The 16,175-nt window shown below is 64.1% G+C and carries 15 protein-coding genes; 9 read left to right on the top strand and 6 right to left on the bottom strand.

What is annotated here, in order from left to right; genetic code table 11:
* The coding region (locus EPO09_RS16520; RefSeq protein WP_290644575.1) for a methyl-accepting chemotaxis protein at nucleotides 1-1,125 on the top strand (1,125 nt) is incomplete at its 5' end.
* Between the two features lie 16 nt (nucleotides 1,126-1,141).
* Nucleotides 1,142-1,726 carry a chalcone isomerase family protein gene (locus tag EPO09_RS16515; protein WP_290644573.1) on the top strand — a complete coding sequence of 195 codons (585 nt, stop codon included), beginning with the start codon at nucleotides 1,142-1,144 and terminating at the stop codon, nucleotides 1,724-1,726.
* Here the strand turns inward: EPO09_RS16515 and EPO09_RS16510 are convergent, their stop codons facing one another.
* Nucleotides 1,727-1,981, bottom strand: coding sequence for a hypothetical protein (locus tag EPO09_RS16510; protein WP_290644571.1), 255 nt, complete (start codon nucleotides 1,979-1,981; stop codon nucleotides 1,727-1,729). It abuts the gene before it with no gap.
* 387 nt (nucleotides 1,982-2,368) lie between these two features.
* Here EPO09_RS16510 and EPO09_RS16505 point away from each other — a divergent pair, with 387 nt between their 5' ends.
* Nucleotides 2,369-4,321 carry an SPFH domain-containing protein gene (locus tag EPO09_RS16505; protein WP_290644570.1) on the top strand — a complete coding sequence of 651 codons (1,953 nt, stop codon included), beginning with the start codon at nucleotides 2,369-2,371 and terminating at the stop codon, nucleotides 4,319-4,321.
* Nucleotides 4,322-4,355: 34 nt separating this feature from the next.
* Here the strand turns inward: EPO09_RS16505 and EPO09_RS16500 are convergent, their stop codons facing one another.
* The 3 genes from EPO09_RS16500 to EPO09_RS16490 form a co-directional block, all read right to left on the bottom strand.
* Nucleotides 4,356-5,549, bottom strand: coding sequence for a hypothetical protein (locus EPO09_RS16500; RefSeq protein ID WP_290644568.1), 1,194 nt, complete (start codon nucleotides 5,547-5,549; stop codon nucleotides 4,356-4,358).
* A gap of 132 nt (nucleotides 5,550-5,681) precedes the next feature.
* Nucleotides 5,682-6,665, bottom strand: a complete 984-nt coding sequence (locus EPO09_RS16495) for an MDR family oxidoreductase (RefSeq protein ID WP_290644566.1) — start codon at nucleotides 6,663-6,665, stop codon at nucleotides 5,682-5,684.
* Nucleotides 6,666-6,738: 73 nt separating this feature from the next.
* The gene (locus EPO09_RS16490) at nucleotides 6,739-7,413 is read right to left on the bottom strand and encodes a PEP-CTERM sorting domain-containing protein (RefSeq protein ID WP_290644564.1); all 675 of its coding nucleotides are present in this window, start codon (nucleotides 7,411-7,413) and stop codon (nucleotides 6,739-6,741) included.
* A gap of 126 nt (nucleotides 7,414-7,539) precedes the next feature.
* Here EPO09_RS16490 and EPO09_RS16485 point away from each other — a divergent pair, with 126 nt between their 5' ends.
* Genes EPO09_RS16485 through EPO09_RS16470 form a run of 4 tightly spaced genes read left to right on the top strand, consistent with a single transcriptional unit; the run spans nucleotide 7,540 to nucleotide 12,874 of the window.
* Nucleotides 7,540-8,205 (top strand): ABC transporter ATP-binding protein, encoded by a 666-nt coding sequence (locus EPO09_RS16485; RefSeq protein WP_290644562.1) that lies wholly within the window; start codon nucleotides 7,540-7,542, stop codon nucleotides 8,203-8,205.
* Nucleotides 8,195-10,834 (top strand): FtsX-like permease family protein, encoded by a 2,640-nt coding sequence (locus EPO09_RS16480; protein WP_290644560.1) that lies wholly within the window; start codon nucleotides 8,195-8,197, stop codon nucleotides 10,832-10,834. Before EPO09_RS16485 ends, EPO09_RS16480 begins: the two co-directional genes overlap by 11 nt.
* Nucleotides 10,831-11,973: a carotenoid 1,2-hydratase gene (locus EPO09_RS16475; protein ID WP_290644559.1), complete on the top strand. Its 1,143-nt coding sequence runs from the start codon at nucleotides 10,831-10,833 to the stop codon at nucleotides 11,971-11,973. Before EPO09_RS16480 ends, EPO09_RS16475 begins: the two co-directional genes overlap by 4 nt.
* A gap of 25 nt (nucleotides 11,974-11,998) precedes the next feature.
* Nucleotides 11,999-12,874: a DUF4349 domain-containing protein gene (locus EPO09_RS16470; RefSeq protein WP_290644557.1), complete on the top strand. Its 876-nt coding sequence runs from the start codon at nucleotides 11,999-12,001 to the stop codon at nucleotides 12,872-12,874.
* Here EPO09_RS16470 and EPO09_RS16465 read toward each other — a convergent pair whose 3' ends face one another.
* Both EPO09_RS16465 and EPO09_RS16460 read right to left on the bottom strand, forming a co-directional pair.
* Complete coding sequence (locus EPO09_RS16465) at nucleotides 12,875-13,114, bottom strand: DUF1289 domain-containing protein (protein WP_290644555.1); 240 nt, start codon at nucleotides 13,112-13,114, stop codon at nucleotides 12,875-12,877. It lies immediately after the preceding gene.
* Nucleotides 13,115-13,153: 39 nt separating this feature from the next.
* The gene (locus tag EPO09_RS16460; RefSeq protein WP_290644553.1) at nucleotides 13,154-14,158 is read right to left on the bottom strand and encodes an AraC family transcriptional regulator; all 1,005 of its coding nucleotides are present in this window, start codon (nucleotides 14,156-14,158) and stop codon (nucleotides 13,154-13,156) included.
* A gap of 187 nt (nucleotides 14,159-14,345) precedes the next feature.
* On the opposite strand from EPO09_RS16460, the gene EPO09_RS16455 reads away from it, so the two are divergent.
* Together EPO09_RS16455 and EPO09_RS16450 are read left to right on the top strand one after the other, a co-directional pair.
* Nucleotides 14,346-15,122 carry an SDR family NAD(P)-dependent oxidoreductase gene (locus tag EPO09_RS16455; protein WP_290644551.1) on the top strand — a complete coding sequence of 259 codons (777 nt, stop codon included), beginning with the start codon at nucleotides 14,346-14,348 and terminating at the stop codon, nucleotides 15,120-15,122.
* Nucleotides 15,123-15,201: 79 nt separating this feature from the next.
* Nucleotides 15,202-16,175, top strand: a 974-nt coding sequence (locus EPO09_RS16450) for an acyl-CoA dehydrogenase family protein (protein WP_290644577.1), incomplete at its 3' end; no start/stop codon positions are given.

The raw sequence follows: 16,175 nt of genomic DNA, 5'->3' as shown, positions 1-16,175 counted from the left end.
AACGCACTGACCAAGTACCTGTTTTCGATCCGATCCGTGCAGACCAAATACTTTGCGGCACTCGACAAACTGATCGCGCAGCAAAACGATCGCATGGAAGCGGCGGGCGCCAGTTCTGCCGAGCAAGCGCGCAACACGGCCTTGTTCATCCTGGTGCTGGCACTGGCCGCCACAGGCTTGAGCGGCGTCGTGGCCTTGTTTGCCACACGCAGCATCACCGTGCCGCTCAACCGCGCCGTCGACGTGGCCCAACGCGTGGCCAAGGGCGACCTCAGCAGCACCATCGTGGCCACCAGCCAGGACGAGACCGGTCAGTTGATGCGGGCGCTGGCAGAGATGAATGCCAGCCTGCAGGCCATCGTCGGCAATGTGCGTCTGAGCACGGAACAGATTGCCTCTGCCTCCACCGAGATCGCCACCGGCAACCTGGACCTGTCGCGCCGCACAGAGCAACAGGCCGCGTCGCTGCAGGAAACCTCGGCGTCGATGAGCGAGTTGACCAACATCGTCAAGCAAAACGCGGACAACGCCCGCATGGCCAGTGACCTCGCGCAGTCGGCGTCCAACGTGGCAGCCGATGGCGGTACTGTGGTGGCGCGGGTGGTGGACACCATGGGGGCGATTGATGCATCCTCACGCAAGATCGTGGACATCATCGGCGTGATCGATGGCATCGCCTTCCAGACGAATATCCTGGCCTTGAACGCAGCCGTGGAAGCGGCCCGTGCCGGCGAGCAAGGCAGGGGCTTTGCCGTGGTGGCCGGTGAAGTGCGCAGCCTGGCGCAGCGCTCGGCCACGGCAGCCAAGGAAATCAAATCCCTGATTGGCGAGTCGGTCGAGAAGGTGGCCCAGGGCGGCCAACTCGTGAGCGAAGCCGGCAGCACCATGAATGAAGTCGTGGCCAGCGTGAGGCGTGTGACCGACATCATCACCGAGATCACGGCGGCCAGCCAATCGCAAAGCCAGGGCATTGAAGCCATCTACCGATCCATCCACCAGATGGACGGCGTCACTCAGCAGAACGCAGCCCTGGTTGAAGAAGCCGCTGCGTCTGCCGAGTCCATGCAGAACCAGGCGACGAACCTGGCTCAAGTCGTCAGCGTATTCAAGATTGCCAACCCCTAACCGCAAGAGGGCCCTCATGAAACTGTTCAACAAATCCGTACTGGCCGCCGCTGTTCTGGGCATCGCCATGACCCTGGCTCAAGCCGCCGAAGTGGCTGGCGTGAAAGTGGAAGAAAGCGCCAAAGTAGGCGGCAAGGATCTGGTGCTCAGTGGCGCCGGCCTGCGCACCAAGACCATCTTCAAGATCTATGTGCTGGGCATCTACCTGACCAAGAAGGAAACCACGCAGGCAGGCGTGCTGGCCGCGCAGGGCCCCAAGCGCGCCAAGATCCATGTGCTGCGCACGCTGACGGGTGAAGAGTTTGGTGGGGCATTCCTGGCCGGCATCAACAAGAACCTGGACAAGGAAGAGAAGTCCAAGTTCGTCAACCAGTTGCTCAAGTTCGGTGAGCTGTTCGAAACCCTGCCACCCCTGCAACCCGGTGACACGGTGATGGCCGACTGGGTACCTGCTCAGGGCACCATCATCACGATCAATGGCAAGCAGATCATCGATCCATTGCCTGACCCGGCCTTCTTCAACGCCATCCTGCGCATCTGGTACGGCGACAAGCCTGCTGAAGTGGCGCTCAAGCACGCCCTGCTGGGTGAACCGGGCTGATCAGGATCCCTGGCGGTCATCCCAGACCGCCGCCACACACAAGGCGATCCCGACAACATAGAGCATCACGGTGTTCGTGACGGCATAGGGATAGAACATCAAGGCCACGCCCAACCATTTGGTCGTGGCCTTTTGCTTGCGCTTGCCGATCAACCAGGCCGCCATGCCCAGCACGCTGAACAGGATCGCGCCAAAGATGTAGGCCGGAGTGGGCAAGCTAAGGCCCATGGATTGGAGCTGGGAAACCGTATCCATCTAGACTGTCCTGGTGTCGAGTTTGCCTGGCCATGCAACGTGCGGTAGATCTCAGGATACCAAGCCACTGTCAAGCACCATGTGATTTACATGGGTATCGTTGCTTTGGCGCTTGCTGCAGCGCAGCATATCTCTCGTCGAGCTTTCGTGCTCGCATCCTCAACACAATCTTGTTGAACCAACTCACACCAGCGGTTGACGCCCGTCCGCCGCACCAGTTGCCCAGCCGTCACGCACATCGCCTGCGTCGACCTTAGCCTGCGGCCTTCTCCCGCTCACCCACAATAGCCTGGTCATGAACCGATGTCGGTTCAGGCGCGATCACGTCTGCGCTCTCGACCAATACCAGGCGCATACCTCCGCATAGGAAAAGGAAGGATCTTCATCATGTTTGCTGAACTGCTTGGCCAAGGTTTTCTCTTCTACCTGGTCATCACGGTGGCCACGCTGGGCGTGCTGGCCGCATTCGCCTTTGTCTCCGGGATGATTCGCTACATCCCCAATGACCGCATTGGCGTGGTCGAAAAGCTCTGGAGCCCCAAGGGCTCGGTGCAACTGGGCCTGCTGGCACTTGATGGCGAAGCCGGCTTCCAGCCCGAGCTGCTGCGCGGTGGCTTTCACTTCTTCCCGCCCTTTCAATACAAGGTGCACATCCACACCATGGTGTCGGTGACGCAGGGCAAGCTGGGCTATGTGTTCGCGCGTGACGGGGTGGACCTGCCCGCTGGCCAGACCCTGGCCGACAACGCCCGCGTGAGCAACTTCCTGGACGTGCGCGGCTTTTTGCAAGGCGGTGGCCAGAAGGGCCCGCAACGCAAGGTGCTGCGCGAAGGCACGCACATCATCAACCCGGCCCTGTTCGTGGTGATGACGCAGGAGGCCACCTATTCCATGTCGCTGGATGCGCAGGAGGCCGATTACTACGAGAAGATGCGGGATCTGCTGGTGCAGCGCGATGCCTTCAATCCCGTGGTGATCAAGGAGATCGCGGGGCAGCATGAATCCGATCAGCTCGCCGTGGTGACCGTGATGGACGGCCCTGCGCTGCCCAAGGACGAGTTGCTGGCCCCCGACGTGGGTGATGCGCACAACTCCTTCCAGGAGCCCGAACAGTTCCTCGCCTCCGGTGGCCGACGCGGCCGCCAAGAGCGCGTGCTGGTAGAAGGCACCTACTACGTCAACCGCCTGTTTGCGACCGTCGAGTTCATCAAGAAGACGGTGATCCCGGTGGGCTATGTGGGCGTGGTCGTGTCTTACACGGGCCGCAAGGGCACCGATACATCGGGCACCGAGTACAGCCATGGCGAGCTGGTGGAAACGGGCTGCCGCGGCGTATGGCGCGATGCCCTCATGCCGGGCAAGTACGCGTTCAACACCTATGCAGGCAAGATCGAACTGGTGCCCACGACCAACTTCGTGCTGATGTGGCAATCGGGTGAGAGTGGCTCCAGCTTTGACGGCAACCTGCGCGAGATCACCTTGATCACCAAGGATGCCTTCGAGCCGCAACTGCCCTTGAGCGTGGTCGTGCACATCGATTACCGCAAGGCGCCGATGGTGGTGCAGCGCTTCGGCAACGTGAAGCAACTGGTCGAGCAGACGCTGGACCCGATGGTGTCGTCGTACTTCAAGAACGTGTCGCAGACACACACCTTCATCGAGCTTATCCAGTCACGCAGCGAGTTGCAGGCCAACGCCTCGGTAGACATGCGGGAACGCTTCCTGGCTTATTCGCTGGAGTTCCAGGAGGTGCTGATCGGCACACCCAAGCCGCAGCATGGCGACACGAAGATAGAGAACATCATGTCGCAACTGCGTGATCGCCAGATTGCACGTGAGCAGGTGGAGACCTTTGCGCAAAAGCAGATCGCCGCCGACAAGCAGCGTGAACTGAACGAGGCCGAGCGCCGCGCTGAAAAGCAAAGCGAGCTGACCGCCTCGCTGGTAGACATCTCGATCAAGGAGAACCATGGTGCGGCCCTGGTGAAGGCGGCCGAGAAGCGCCGTCAGGAAGTAGAAGCGCTGGCCCAGGCCGAGAAGTTCCGCCAGGAGATGGAAGGCACGGGCCGCGCATCGGCCATCAAGGCAGTGGGTGAGGCTGAAGCCGCTGCCATCAAGGCCAAGTCAGAAGCGCTGGAAGGCGAGGGTTCGGACAAGCAGCTGATGCAGACCGTGATGCTGCGCCTGGCTGAAGCTTTCGAGACCGCCAAGGTGCCGCTGGTGCCCCAGATTCAACTGGGTGGCGGCCAGGACAGCAACGCCTTCTCGACGCTGCTTAGCCTGATGAGTTCGCTCAAGGCGCAGGAGCTGGCGGCCAGCCAGCAAAACCCCAAGACTTGATGCGATGAATGATGGGGCAGGGAAGCCGAGCCGATCAGGGCTTGGCCACCAGCCCGTCCATGCGCACCACCTCGAAGTTGCTGCCCTTGACCTGTGCCAGCTCGGTCAGCAACTTGTCATTGTTCCAACGATCATCGGGGGCGCCGCTGATGAACCAGTTGGAACCGTTGTCGGCCACGATCATCCCGTAGGTTTTCATGGCCGTGAGCAGCGCCTTGGTTTCCGTGCTGAAGGTGGACGGAATCACGTAGCTGGCCTTGAGGCGCACACGCATGCCCATGGGGGCCGAGTAGGTAGCAGGGTTGCGCGGCGCCCAGTGAGATGCGGGAGGCACAAAGGCGGCTCTTGACGAGTCCACAGTGAAGCGCAAGGCGTGACGGATCCCGCCCGGCCCACGTGCGGCCTCTTCATAGCGCACCAGCCCGGGGAAGATGGGTAGCCCGGCGGCGTCGGCACTGGTCCAGTACAGCGGGCGGGTGGCGTTGCTGTTGAGAGGGAACACGGCACCGCCCGAGGCATTCCAGCTGCCGTTCGCTTGCGGATAGGCGTTGCCCAACTCGTACAAGCGCTGATTGTCCTTGTCGATGACCAGCACGTGGCGATCGCCAGCGGAGGTCGGGCCACCCTCGATCGGCGCGTTGGCTGGCACCGGATACGGTCCAGGATCGCTCTCCAAGCCATAGGCAGTCCACTGCATGGGGACCTTGGCCTGGCTGCCCGACACCACCACATACGGTATGCCGATGGGAGCGCCGTTATAGAGCCCGGCGCCGAAGTCCGGGTGCAGGCCTGTGCCCGCCCCGATCTTGGCGATGAGGTTGTCGGAGTTCGGATCGACCGGCCGTTGGCTGATATCGGTGTTCCAGGCGTTGTCTGCCGGGAAGGGCAGCGCGCCATTGAGCGCAGCCCCCGGGCCCAGGGAGGCCGCGCTCAGGTTGCCGTAAACCGTGTTCGTGGACGATGGGGCTGTGCCCGTTGTGCTGCTGGTCGACCCCGAAGAAGCACTGGCCGAGCCAGAGCCAGATGTTGCAGCGGATGCAGAACCTACAGCAGAACCAGACGCAGCGCCACTGGCGCCCGTACCCGTACCACTGGGCAAAGAACCCGAAGACTGCGCCGAGGCGTCCGAAGGCACGGCAGGCGTACCACCACCGCCACCACCGCAGGCAAGCAGGTACATGGACAGCGCCGAGCAAACAGCCAGCGCGATATGGCGACGTTGGAACATGGAATCACCCGACTATCTGGGAACAGCGCCGAAGATGTCAGCGCGAAGGCATCAAAGATGCCACAGGAAGCTCGTTACAAGACGTCTGGCGAGCAAACCTTGCGTAACAAGAGCTTGCCGGCTCGACGTGGATCAAGCATTCACATCCACCACCACCCGCCCACGCACCTGCCCTTCGATCAGCTTGTGGGCGATCGAGATGGCATCGCTCAAACCAATCTGCTGCGTGATCAGGTCGAGCTTGCTCACATCCAGATCCCCGGCCAGGCGCTGCCAGGCTTCCAGGCGATCAGCGCGAGGGCACATCACGCTGTCCACGCCAGCCAGCGTCACGCCGCGCAAGATGAAGGGTGCCACCGTGGCGGGCAGGTCCATGCCGCCGGCCAGGCCGCACGCCGCGACGGTGCCACGGTATTTGGTCGATGCGCACACATTGGCCAGGGTGTGGCTGCCCACGGTATCGACGGCGCCGGCCCAGTGCTCTTTGGCCAGGGGCTTGCCTGGTGATGCAAACTCGGCACGGTCCAGCACGGTAGCCGCCCCCAGGCTCTGAAGGTAGGCGGCCTCTTGTGGGCGGCCCGTGACCGCCGCCACCTGGTAGCCCAGCTTGGCCAGGATGGCCACGGCCACACTGCCTACGCCACCTGCGGCGCCTGTCACCAGCACCTCGCCCTTGTCGGGTGTGACGCCGTGGCGCTCCAGGGCCATCACGCACAGCATGGCCGTGTAGCCGGCCGTGCCAATGGCCATGGCTTGCGCAGGTGTGAAAGCGGACGGCAATGGCACCAGCCAGTCGCCATTGAGTCGAGCGCGTTGCGCCAGGCCACCCCAGTGTGTTTCGCCCACACCCCAGCCGTTGAGCACAACGGCATCGCCCGCCTTGTAATCAGGGTGAGAACTGGTTTCAACGACACCCGCCAGGTCGATGCCGGGCACCAGCGGGAACTTGCGCACCACAGGCGATTTGCCGGTGATGGCCAGGCCGTCCTTGTAATTGAGCGTGGAATGTGAGACGCGCACAGTCACGTTGCCATCGGGCAGAGCCGCGTCGTCGATGTCCTTGAGCGTGGCGCGATAGCCTTGCTCGTCTTTTTCAATGAGGATGCCTTTGAACATGCTTGTCTCCTGATGTGCGGTCAGGCGCGAAGCATAACCTTCGCCACCAGCAAACAAGCTCTTGCGCAGGGGATCAGAGACGACGGCTGCGTACCTTCGCAGCCATGAGCCCCAAACCCAGCATGAACAAGGTGACGTCAGCGGGTTCGGGCACGGCCGTTGGAGTGCCGTAAGTCGTGAACACCAGATCGGCCAGCCCGGGAATGTTCTGGCTGCTGACATCGGTGTAGGGCGTCCAGACGCCGTTTGAGGTCATCCACAACATGCCTTCGGGATAGGCGTTGGGCGTGTCAGGCCCATATGCGGGCTTGTAGCCGGGATTGATCTCCACGGCATTGGCGTAGTCCAGATTGCCACTGTAGGTGCTGCCCAGCACCAAAGCGTAATGCTGGCCTTGCTCCAACTGGATACCCAGGCTGCTCAAGTCAATGCGCTGAAAGCCATAGGCCGCGTTGACCGTCAGGCTGCCCAGGATCGCGCCGCCCGGTGCATCCTCAGCCGTCGTCTTTTCAACTGAGACCGTCAGGGGCTGGAAGGTGCTGCCAGCCCAATGATCGTTGTGGAGCGTCACGGCATCCAGCGACTGGGCAAATCCAGCCGTGAAGGTTTGCGCCAGCAAACTGGCAGCGTGGTAGTTCATGAAGGTCTGGGACTCGACGCCGGTTGGGATGCTCACATCCACAACCGAGGCATGGGCGGCACCACAGCACAACAAAACGGCCAGAGACAAGGCTTGGGGAACTTGCATCTTCACTCCTGATTTGGTGTTGGCCATGGCGATACGGCGATCAACTTCGGACCACCCGCATCAGCCAAGCCTATAACGGAGCATGTTAACAAGAGCCGCCGAGATTTGCCAGATATGCTGGCGACCATGCTGCAAGTACGCAACCTTGGCAAACGCTACGGCACCGAGCCCGTCTTTTCGCAGGTCGATCTGGATGTGTCGCCCGGCGAGTTCATCGCCATCGTGGGTGAATCGGGCGTGGGCAAGTCCACCTTGCTCAACTGCCTGGCGGGGCTCGATACGGTGTCCGAGGGCACGGTACGCGTGCTCGATACGCCAATCACGCAACTGGATGATCAGGCGCAGGCGCTGTTTCGGCGTCAGCACCTGGGTTTTGTGTTCCAGGCCTTCCACGTGCTGCCGCATCTGGATGTGGCACAAAACGTGGCGCTGCCTTTGATGCTGCTGGGCCAGCCAGATCCAGCACGCGTGCTGGCCGCTTTGAACGCGGTGGGCTTGTCAGGTCTGGGTGCGCGCTTGCCGCAGCAGTTATCGGGCGGGCAATTGCAGCGAGTGGCGATCGCGCGGGCCCTGATCCACCGCCCGGCGCTGATCCTGGCGGACGAGCCCACCGGCAACCTGGACCCCGAAACCGCCGACCGGATCATGACGGCCCTGGTCGCTCAGACACGAGCACATGGTGCGGCCTGCGTGATGGTCACGCACTCGCACAGCGCAGCGCAACGTGCAGACCGCATCCTCAGGCTGACGCGAACCGGGCTGAAAGACGACAGGCTGCAAGATGGCCTGTGAAACGGGCGTGCGTGGCGTCTCTGGCAGACAAGCTGCCTCACCCGTCTGGCGGCTTTTGCGCAGTTTTTCCTGGCAGGAACTGCGCCACCACGGGCTGCGCCACGCCACTGCTGTACTGGCCGTGCTGCTGGGAGTGGCGCTGGCCTTTTCCGTGCACCTGATCAATGAATCGGCGCTCAGCGAATTCAGCGCGGCCGTGCGCTCGGTCAATGGCCAGGCTGATCTGAGTCTGCGCGCAGCCCATGGCGGGCTGGACGAAGCGCTCTACCCGGTCGTGGCCCACCATCCACTGGTGGCCATCGCCAGCCCGGTCATCGACGTGCAGGTGATGGCCAGCAAGCCCGGTAGCGCGAACAAGCCGCAGACGCTGCGCGTGATCGGGCTGGATCCCTTGGTGGCAGCGCCGCTGGCGCCGCTCATGCTGCCGCAACGGGATCAGCACGATCAACGGGATCAAGCAAAAGAGCAGGCCGGATTTGACAGGCTCGATCTGTTTGCACCGGACACCATCTCGCTCAACGCTGCGGCCCAGCGCCAGCTGGCGGTGCAAGCCGGCGACGTGATCGCGGTGCAAGGGCACAGCCTGGCGCCTTTGCGCTTGCGCGTCTTGGGCCGAGTGGCTGCGGGCGGCCAGGCCATGGGTGTGATGGACATCGCCGCTGCGCAGGATGCCTTTGGCACGCCCGGCCAGATCTCGCGACTGGACATCAAGCTGGTGGCTGGCGCCCCCTCCACCGATCTGGCTCGCGCCCTGGCCTTGCCTGCGGGCGTGCAGATCGACTCGCCCGAGGAAGCGGGGCAGCGGGTGTCCAACATGTCGCGTGCCTACCGGGTCAACCTCACGGTGCTGGCGCTGGTGGCCTTGTTCACCGGGGCCTTTCTGGTGTTTTCGATCCTCTCGCTGTCGGTGGCCAAGCGCCAGCAGCAACTGGCGCTGCTGGGCGTGTTGGGCCTGAGTGCGAGGGAACGCCTGCAACTGGTGGTCTGGGAATCGGCCTTCATTGGTGCCGTGGGTTCGCTGCTGGGTATCGCCTTGGGCACCGGACTGGCGGCGGCGGCCTTGAAGCTGCTGTCGGGTGACCTGGGCGGCGGCTACTTTCCCGGCATCACACCCCGCTTGCAATGGTCGGCTGGCGCCGCCTTGGCTTACGGGGTGTTGGGCGTAGCGGCAGCGGTGGTGGGCGGCTGGCTGCCAGCGCGCGCGGCCCAACGTCTGGTACCGGCACAGGCGCTCAAGGGCCAGGGCGATGCCGTGCATGACAACAGCGGCTGGTGGCTGGGGCCGGCGCTCCTGCTGCTGGGTATCGGTTTGACGCGCCTGCCGCCCGTGGCCGGTGTACCGCTGTGGGCCTATATCGCCGTGGCCTTCCTGCTGGTGGGTGGCATCGCCTGTGTGCCGTCCACGGTTGGGGCCTTGCTGCGCTTGTGGCCACGCCGCAGCCTGATGCGCCATGCGGCCTTGATGCTGTCGCTGGAGCGTGCCCGGCGCATGCGCCACACGGCCACGGTGATCATGGCGGGGGTGGTGGCCAGCCTGAGTTTGTCAGTGGCCCTGACCGTGATGGTGGCGAGCTTTCGGGGATCGGTTACCGCCTGGCTGGATGTGGTGCTGCCTGCCGATCTGTATGTCCGGTCCGCCAACAGCGGCGGGGATGCGGACACCCAGCACCTCACGCCCCAATTGCTGAACCGTATCCGCCATATCCCCGGCGTGACGCGCGCCGTGGGCATCCGAGTGAGCAAGCTGAGCCTGCGTGCCGATCAAGCCGCCGTGGCCCTGATCGCTCGTCCTCTGGGTGACGACACCAATGCGGCGCCGCGCAGCCTGCCCTTGGTGGGCGAGCTGCTGCCGGCTCAAGCTGGTCGCATCCAGGTGTACGTGAGCGAGGCCATGGTGGACCTCTACGGCGCGCGCCCCGGCACGCTGCTGGCCCTGCCCTTGCGCTCGGGTCAGGCGCCCGTGATGGCCTTTGTGCGCGGCGTGTGGCGCGACTATGCCCGCCAGCAAGGCGCCATCGTCATCGACGAGGCCGATTACCAGCGCCTGAGCAGCGATACCGACCTCAATGATCTGGCCTTGTGGCTGTCGCCCGAAGTGCGCACGGCTGACGTACAGCAGGCCATCCGCCAGCAAGCCACCTCGGCAGGCCTGGACGGCGCCTCGCTTGAATTTGCCGAACCGCGCGAGATCCGCCAAACCACGCTGCGCATCTTCGACCGCAGCTTTGCCGTGACCTACTGGCTGCAAGCCGTGGCCATCGGCATCGGCCTGTTCGGCACGGCGGCGAGCTTCTCGGCGCAGGTGCTGGCGCGGCGCAAGGAGTTCGGCTTGCTGAGCCACCTGGGCTTCACGCACCGGCAGGTGCTGGCCATCGTGGCCGGCGAAGGCCTGGCCTTGAGCAGCGTGGGCGCCTTGATGGGCCTGGCGCTGGGCATCGGCGTGAGCGTGGTGCTGGTGCATGTGGTCAACCCGCAGAGCTTTCACTGGACGATGGACATGCTGCTGCCCTGGCCCCGACTGGCAGCTTTGTGCGGTAGCGTGATCGCAGCGGGCACGATCACGGCCTTGCTGGCCGGGCGCACCGCCATCAGCCGCGATGCCGTGATGGCGGTAAAGGAAGACTGGTGAACAAGCCCCCCCACAAATACGATCAGCGCCGGCATGGTCGCCGCCAGATGCTGATGATGACCCCGGCTCTGTTGTGGCCGGCATGGGTGCGATCGGCTCCAGCCACAGCGCGTGTCGAGTCCCCCGTGATCCGCCCCACAGACGTGCTGCGCTTTCCGCAGGACTTCGGCGCCCACCCGGCCTTTCGCACGGAGTGGTGGTACATCACCGGCACGCTGCAAGCCTTGTCCGACCCCGCTCGCAGCTATGGCTTTCAGATCACATTCTTTCGCTCGCGGGTGGATGCGAACGCGGCCAGCCAGAGCCGCTTTGCCGCCCGGCAACTGGTGTTCGCGCACACGGCCTTGAGCGACATCGGCCAGGGCCGCCTGCTGCATGACCAGCGCATTGCCCGCGAAGGCTTCGGCCTGGTCGAGGCCGCACAAGATGACACCCGCATCACCCTGCGAGACTGGACGCTGCAACGGCAAGGCCCCGTCACGCAAAGCCTCTACAGCAGCCACATCGCCGCGCGTGATTTCAGCCTGGATCTGCGCTTTGCCCAGACGCAGCCCGTGCTCTTGCAAGGCGAGGCAGGCTACTCGCGCAAAGGCCCGCATCCCGAGCAGGCCAGCCACTATTACTCGCAGCCTCAGCTGGCCGTGCAAGGCCAGATCCAGCTGCAGCAAAGCCCCTTGCAGGTCAAAGGCAAGGCCTGGCTGGACCACGAATGGAGCGAATCCCTGCTGGACAAGGAGGCCGTGGGCTGGGACTGGATCGGCATGAACCTGCAAGATGGCCGCGCCTTGACGGCCTTCCGACTGCGCCGCGCCGATGGCAGCACGCTGTGGAGCGGGGGCAGCTTGCGTCGCCCGGGTGAAGCAGCCCGATCACTGAAGCCCGAGGAGGTGCGCTTCACGCCCGGCAAAACATGGGTCAGCCCCGCCACGGCGGCGCACTACCCCGTGAGCTGGATGGTGGATGCAGCAGGTACACGCTACGAGGTGCGTGCCCGCATGGACAACCAGGAGCTCGACAGCCGCCAAAGTACAGGTGGCGTGTACTGGGAAGGCCTGAGCGACTTGCTGGATGCGCAAGGCCGCGTGGTCGGTAGCGGCTATCTTGAAATGACAGGTTACGTTTCAGCCATGAGCCTGTGAATGCAATCGTTGCATGATCATGCCCATGACCAATCGACTGCCCTTCATCGCCCTCGCTGCGTCGCTCGTCTTGAGCCTGAGCGCCTGTTCCAAGAAGGAAGAAACCAGCCTGGCGCAAAGCACGCCAAGCCGCGCCATGAGCGCGAGCGCCAAGTCAGCCGCACAGCCATCCGGCGCAGCCGAGCAGGCCAAGGACACCCAAGCTGCCACCAGGCGCTACCTCGCACTCAGCCACCACCTGGTCATCGAATCATCGGGGCAGGACCTGCAGGCGCAGTTTGATGGTGCGATGTCACGGGCCGTGGCCCTGGGCGCCGAGGTGCTGTCTGCGCGCATTGGCAAGGAGGGGCCGCTGAACAGGCCGTCGGCCGAGTTGTCCTTGCGCTTGCCGCCTCAGGCCGTGGAGGGCTTTCTGGCCAGCTTGAGCAACGCGCGGGCGCAGATCCAGTCGCATCAGCGGGACAGCGAAGACAAGACCGATCAGGTCATCGACGCCGAGGCGCGCATCAAGAACCTGACCGACTTGCGCGACCGCCTGCGCGCCATGCTGGCCTCACGCCCCGGCAACATCAAGGACGTGCTGGACATCGAAAAGGAACTGGCCGACACGCAAGCCCAGCTCGACACGGTGGCCGGCCTGCGCAAGGCCCTGGCCAACGAGACAGACAAGGTGCTGGTGCACATTCAATTCCAGGCCCGCCTGGGTGTGCAGGAGGACGGCTTCTTCGCGCCTGTGAGCTATGCCTTGCAGGATGCCGGCCGCGTGCTCGTGCAAAGCCTGGCAGGCCTGATCACCTTCGTGGCGGCCGTGTTGCCCTGGCTGCTGATACTGGTGCCTGGCGCCTGGTTGCTCAGGCGCGGCATCCGGACCATGCGCACGCGGCGTGCTGCTCGCCCTTGATCACGCACGGCCTGGTGGGCGCTGCGTCAGATGAGGCAAGGGGCGCCCCAGGCGGATCAGGGTGTCACGTGCGCGGGCCACGCAGGCCTGCTTGTCAGCCTCGCTCATCTTGCTCCAGCCCGTGATGTCGGCCAGGGTGCGGCCACAGCCCAGACAGATGTCTTGCTCATTGAGCGTGCACAGGCGCACGCAAGGGCTGGGGCAAGGGCCTGATGAAACGGCGGCTGGTGAAGACGGCATGACGCTCAGCATAAGACATGGTCGACATTCATGCCGGACTCAATCCCCGCTGATTCGGTAATCCGAGGGCTTGGCGCCCGTCCATTTCTTGAATGCCCTGTAAAACGCGGCAGGCTCGGCAAAGCCCAGTTCAATGGCAATGGCTTCGATGGGGCGGCGACTGTCTTGCAAGCGGGTGATGGCCATGTCGCGTCGCAGATCGTCCTTGAGCGACTGGTAGCTGTGGCCCTCGTCCTTCAGGCGACGGCGCAGCGTGGCCTCGGTCAGGTGCAGCTCCGTGCACAACACAGCCAGATCTGGCCATGAGGCTGCTGGCTGCTCACGCAAGCGACGGCGGATACGCGCCGCCAGGCTCTTGGGATTGCGGTACTTGACCAGGAAGTTGTCCGGCACATCCTTGAAGAAGGTCTTGAGCGTGCCGGCGTTTTGCACGATGGGCAGTTGCAGATCGGCGGCGCGCAGGCACAGGCTGGTCTGCGGTGCATCGAACTGCAGTTGCTCGCAAAACAGCACGCGGTACTCGGCCGAAGCAGCCGGCTCGGGGCAGCGGAAAGCGCCTTGCGTAAGTTGCAGGCGACGCCCGGTCAACCAGCAGGCCAGGCCATAGACCATGATCAGAAAGGTCGCGTAAGCAAACAGCCGCTGCGGGCCTTGCCGGTCATGCAGTTGCAGCACGGCCCGGTCGCCGTCGATTTCCAGGGAACCATGCATGTCATCCAGCACCAGGCGCATGAACCGGAAGATGCGCTTGAGCGCGTGGCCCAGGTTGTCCGCATCCAGCACGCTGTGGCACATCAGCACGTAAGTGCCCTGGCGCGCGGGGTGGCTGTCCAGGCCGAAGAACTCATCGTCCAGCTCGCGGGCGATGTCGCGCCACAAGGCGCCAAACTGCGCGGGCGAGACACGCGCCAGCGGCTCGTCCACAAAGGCTGCAGGGATGCCTGCACGTTGCAGGAAGGCGCCCAACCCGAGGCCTCGCGCCTGCACACAACGCAGGGCCTCCTGCACGAAGTGGATGGAGATGGTGCCGCGTTCGGGCTTCATGCCGGGCTCCCGGGCAGGCAAGCTCGGTCATCAGGTACACCCGGGATTACACCGAGTGACTGGCTGGAACGTGCAGCGATATTGACGGATTTGGGCATCGAAAACAGGGCAGCGTCTGCCTAGGATCGGTTCAAGGGGGCCGCGTGCCCATCCTCAACCTGACCCCAGCCACCGAGAGAGACAAACCATGCAAGTATCCGACAGTGTCTTCCTGATCACCGGCGGAGCCTCCGGACTGGGCGCAGCCACGGCCCAGATGGCCTTGCAAGCTGGTGCCCGTGTGGTGATTGCCGACCTGGCCGAGCCGCGTGAAGGCACCTTCGCCCCATCCGAGAACCTGGTCTATGTGAAGACCAATGTGTGCGACGAAGACAGCGGCCAGGCCGCCGTGCAGACCGCCCTGCAACGCTTCGGCCGTCTGGATGTGCTGGTCAATGCGGCGGGCATCGGCCCGGCTGAAAAGATCAACGGCAAGAACGGCCCGCATCGGCTGGACTCTTTCACCCGCACCATCCAGGTCAACCTGATCGGCACCTTCAACATGATGCGCCTGGCCGTGCCCGCGATGATCAACTCGGGTGTGCCTGGCAACAGCACCGAACCCACAGCCTCTCAGGGCGTGATCATCAACACGGCCTCGGTGGCGGCCTTTGATGGCCAGATCGGCCAGGCGGCGTACTCGGCCTCCAAGGGCGGCGTGGTGGCCATGACCTTGCCTGCAGCGCGCGAGCTGGCCCGTGATCGCGTGCGCGTCATGACCATCGCCCCGGGCATCTTCGAAACGCCCATGCTGCTGGGCCTGCCGCAAGAGGTGCAGGACTCGCTGGGCCGCTCCGTGCCCCACCCATCGCGCCTGGGCAAGCCCGCCGAGTTCGCCGCCATGGTGCGCAGCATCGTGGACAACGAGTACCTCAACGGCGAAGTGATCCGCATTGATGGCGGCATCCGCATGGCTGCGAAATAAGCACACCGCCTGACGCGACACCGGCCTGCCACACCCACCTGAACCACGCCATTCAACCTGAAAGCCTTAGATGAGCAACATGGATGCCCTCCTGAGCGATGACCAGCGCATGGTGCGCGATGCCGCACGCACCTTTGCCCAGGCCGAACTGGCGCCCCATGCTGCCCGTTGGGACCAGGAGGGCAAGCTGCCCACATCGGTGGTCAAGCTGATGGGCGAGCTGGGCCTGCTGGGCATGCTGGTGCCCGCCGAGATGGGCGGCACGCGCTCTGACGACCTGAGCTATGCCCTGGCGCTGGAAGAAGTGGCCGTGGGCTGCGCCTCGTGCGCCACCTTGATGAGCGTGCACAACTCGGTGGGCTGCGTGCCCATCCTCAAGTTCGGTACGCCAGAGCAACAACAGCACTGGCTGCCCAAACTGGCCACGGGCGACGTCATCGGCGCCTTCTGCCTGACCGAGCCGCAATCAGGCTCCGAGGCCGACGCCATGAAGACCCGCGCCGTGTTCGAAGACGACAGCTGGGTGCTCAATGGCAGCAAGCAGTTCACCACCAATGGCGAGCGCGCCGGCATGGCCATCGTGTTCGCCGTGACCGATCCGGATCTGGGCAAGAAGGGCCTGTCGGCCTTCATCGTGGACACGGCCACACCCGGCTTCACGGTGGCGCGCAAGGAAAACAAGATGGGCATCCGCGCGTCGGACACCTGCGCCATCACCCTGGAAAACTGCCGCGTGCCTGCCGCCAACATGCTGGGCCAGCGCGGAGAGGGCTTGAAGATCGCTCTGGCCAACCTGGAAGGCGGGCGCATCGGCATCGCGGCACAAGCCGTGGGCATCGCCCGTGCGGCGCTGGAAGCCGCCAAGGCCTATGCCGCCGAGCGCGTGCAGTTCGGCAAGACGATCGACCAGCACCAGGCCATCGCCCACATGCTGGCCGACATGCACACCCGCCTCAACGCCGCGCGCCTGTTGGTGCACCACGCCGCCCGTTTGCGCACGGCCGGTGTGCCCTGCATCTCGGAGGCCTCGCAGGCCAAGCTGTTTGCATCCGA

Source organism: Aquabacterium sp. (genome assembly GCF_004297345.1).
In the GTDB taxonomy this organism is placed as follows: Bacteria; Pseudomonadota; Gammaproteobacteria; order Burkholderiales; family Burkholderiaceae_C; genus Aquabacterium.
This window is presented reverse-complemented; position numbering and strand designations above follow the sequence as displayed.

What these genes read in the sequence shown, in the direction of transcription:
- EPO09_RS16485 (WP_290644562.1), top strand. Translation starts at nt 7,540, where the DNA reads ATGCTGCAAGTACGCAACCTTGGCAAACGCTACGGCACCGAGCCCGTC.
- EPO09_RS16480 (WP_290644560.1), top strand. Translation starts at nt 8,195, where the DNA reads ATGGCCTGTGAAACGGGCGTGCGTGGCGTCTCTGGCAGACAAGCTGCC.
- EPO09_RS16460 (WP_290644553.1), bottom strand. Translation starts at nt 14,158, where the DNA reads ATGAAGCCCGAACGCGGCACCATCTCCATCCACTTCGTGCAGGAGGCC.
- EPO09_RS16455 (WP_290644551.1), top strand. Translation starts at nt 14,346, where the DNA reads ATGCAAGTATCCGACAGTGTCTTCCTGATCACCGGCGGAGCCTCCGGA.
- EPO09_RS16465 (WP_290644555.1), bottom strand. Translation starts at nt 13,114, where the DNA reads ATGCCGTCTTCACCAGCCGCCGTTTCATCAGGCCCTTGCCCCAGCCCT.
- EPO09_RS16500 (WP_290644568.1), bottom strand. Translation starts at nt 5,549, where the DNA reads ATGTTCCAACGTCGCCATATCGCGCTGGCTGTTTGCTCGGCGCTGTCC.
- EPO09_RS16490 (WP_290644564.1), bottom strand. Translation starts at nt 7,413, where the DNA reads ATGCAAGTTCCCCAAGCCTTGTCTCTGGCCGTTTTGTTGTGCTGTGGT.
- EPO09_RS16515 (WP_290644573.1), top strand. Translation starts at nt 1,142, where the DNA reads ATGAAACTGTTCAACAAATCCGTACTGGCCGCCGCTGTTCTGGGCATC.
- EPO09_RS16505 (WP_290644570.1), top strand. Translation starts at nt 2,369, where the DNA reads ATGTTTGCTGAACTGCTTGGCCAAGGTTTTCTCTTCTACCTGGTCATC.
- EPO09_RS16495 (WP_290644566.1), bottom strand. Translation starts at nt 6,665, where the DNA reads ATGTTCAAAGGCATCCTCATTGAAAAAGACGAGCAAGGCTATCGCGCC.
- EPO09_RS16470 (WP_290644557.1), top strand. Translation starts at nt 11,999, where the DNA reads ATGACCAATCGACTGCCCTTCATCGCCCTCGCTGCGTCGCTCGTCTTG.
- EPO09_RS16510 (WP_290644571.1), bottom strand. Translation starts at nt 1,981, where the DNA reads ATGGATACGGTTTCCCAGCTCCAATCCATGGGCCTTAGCTTGCCCACT.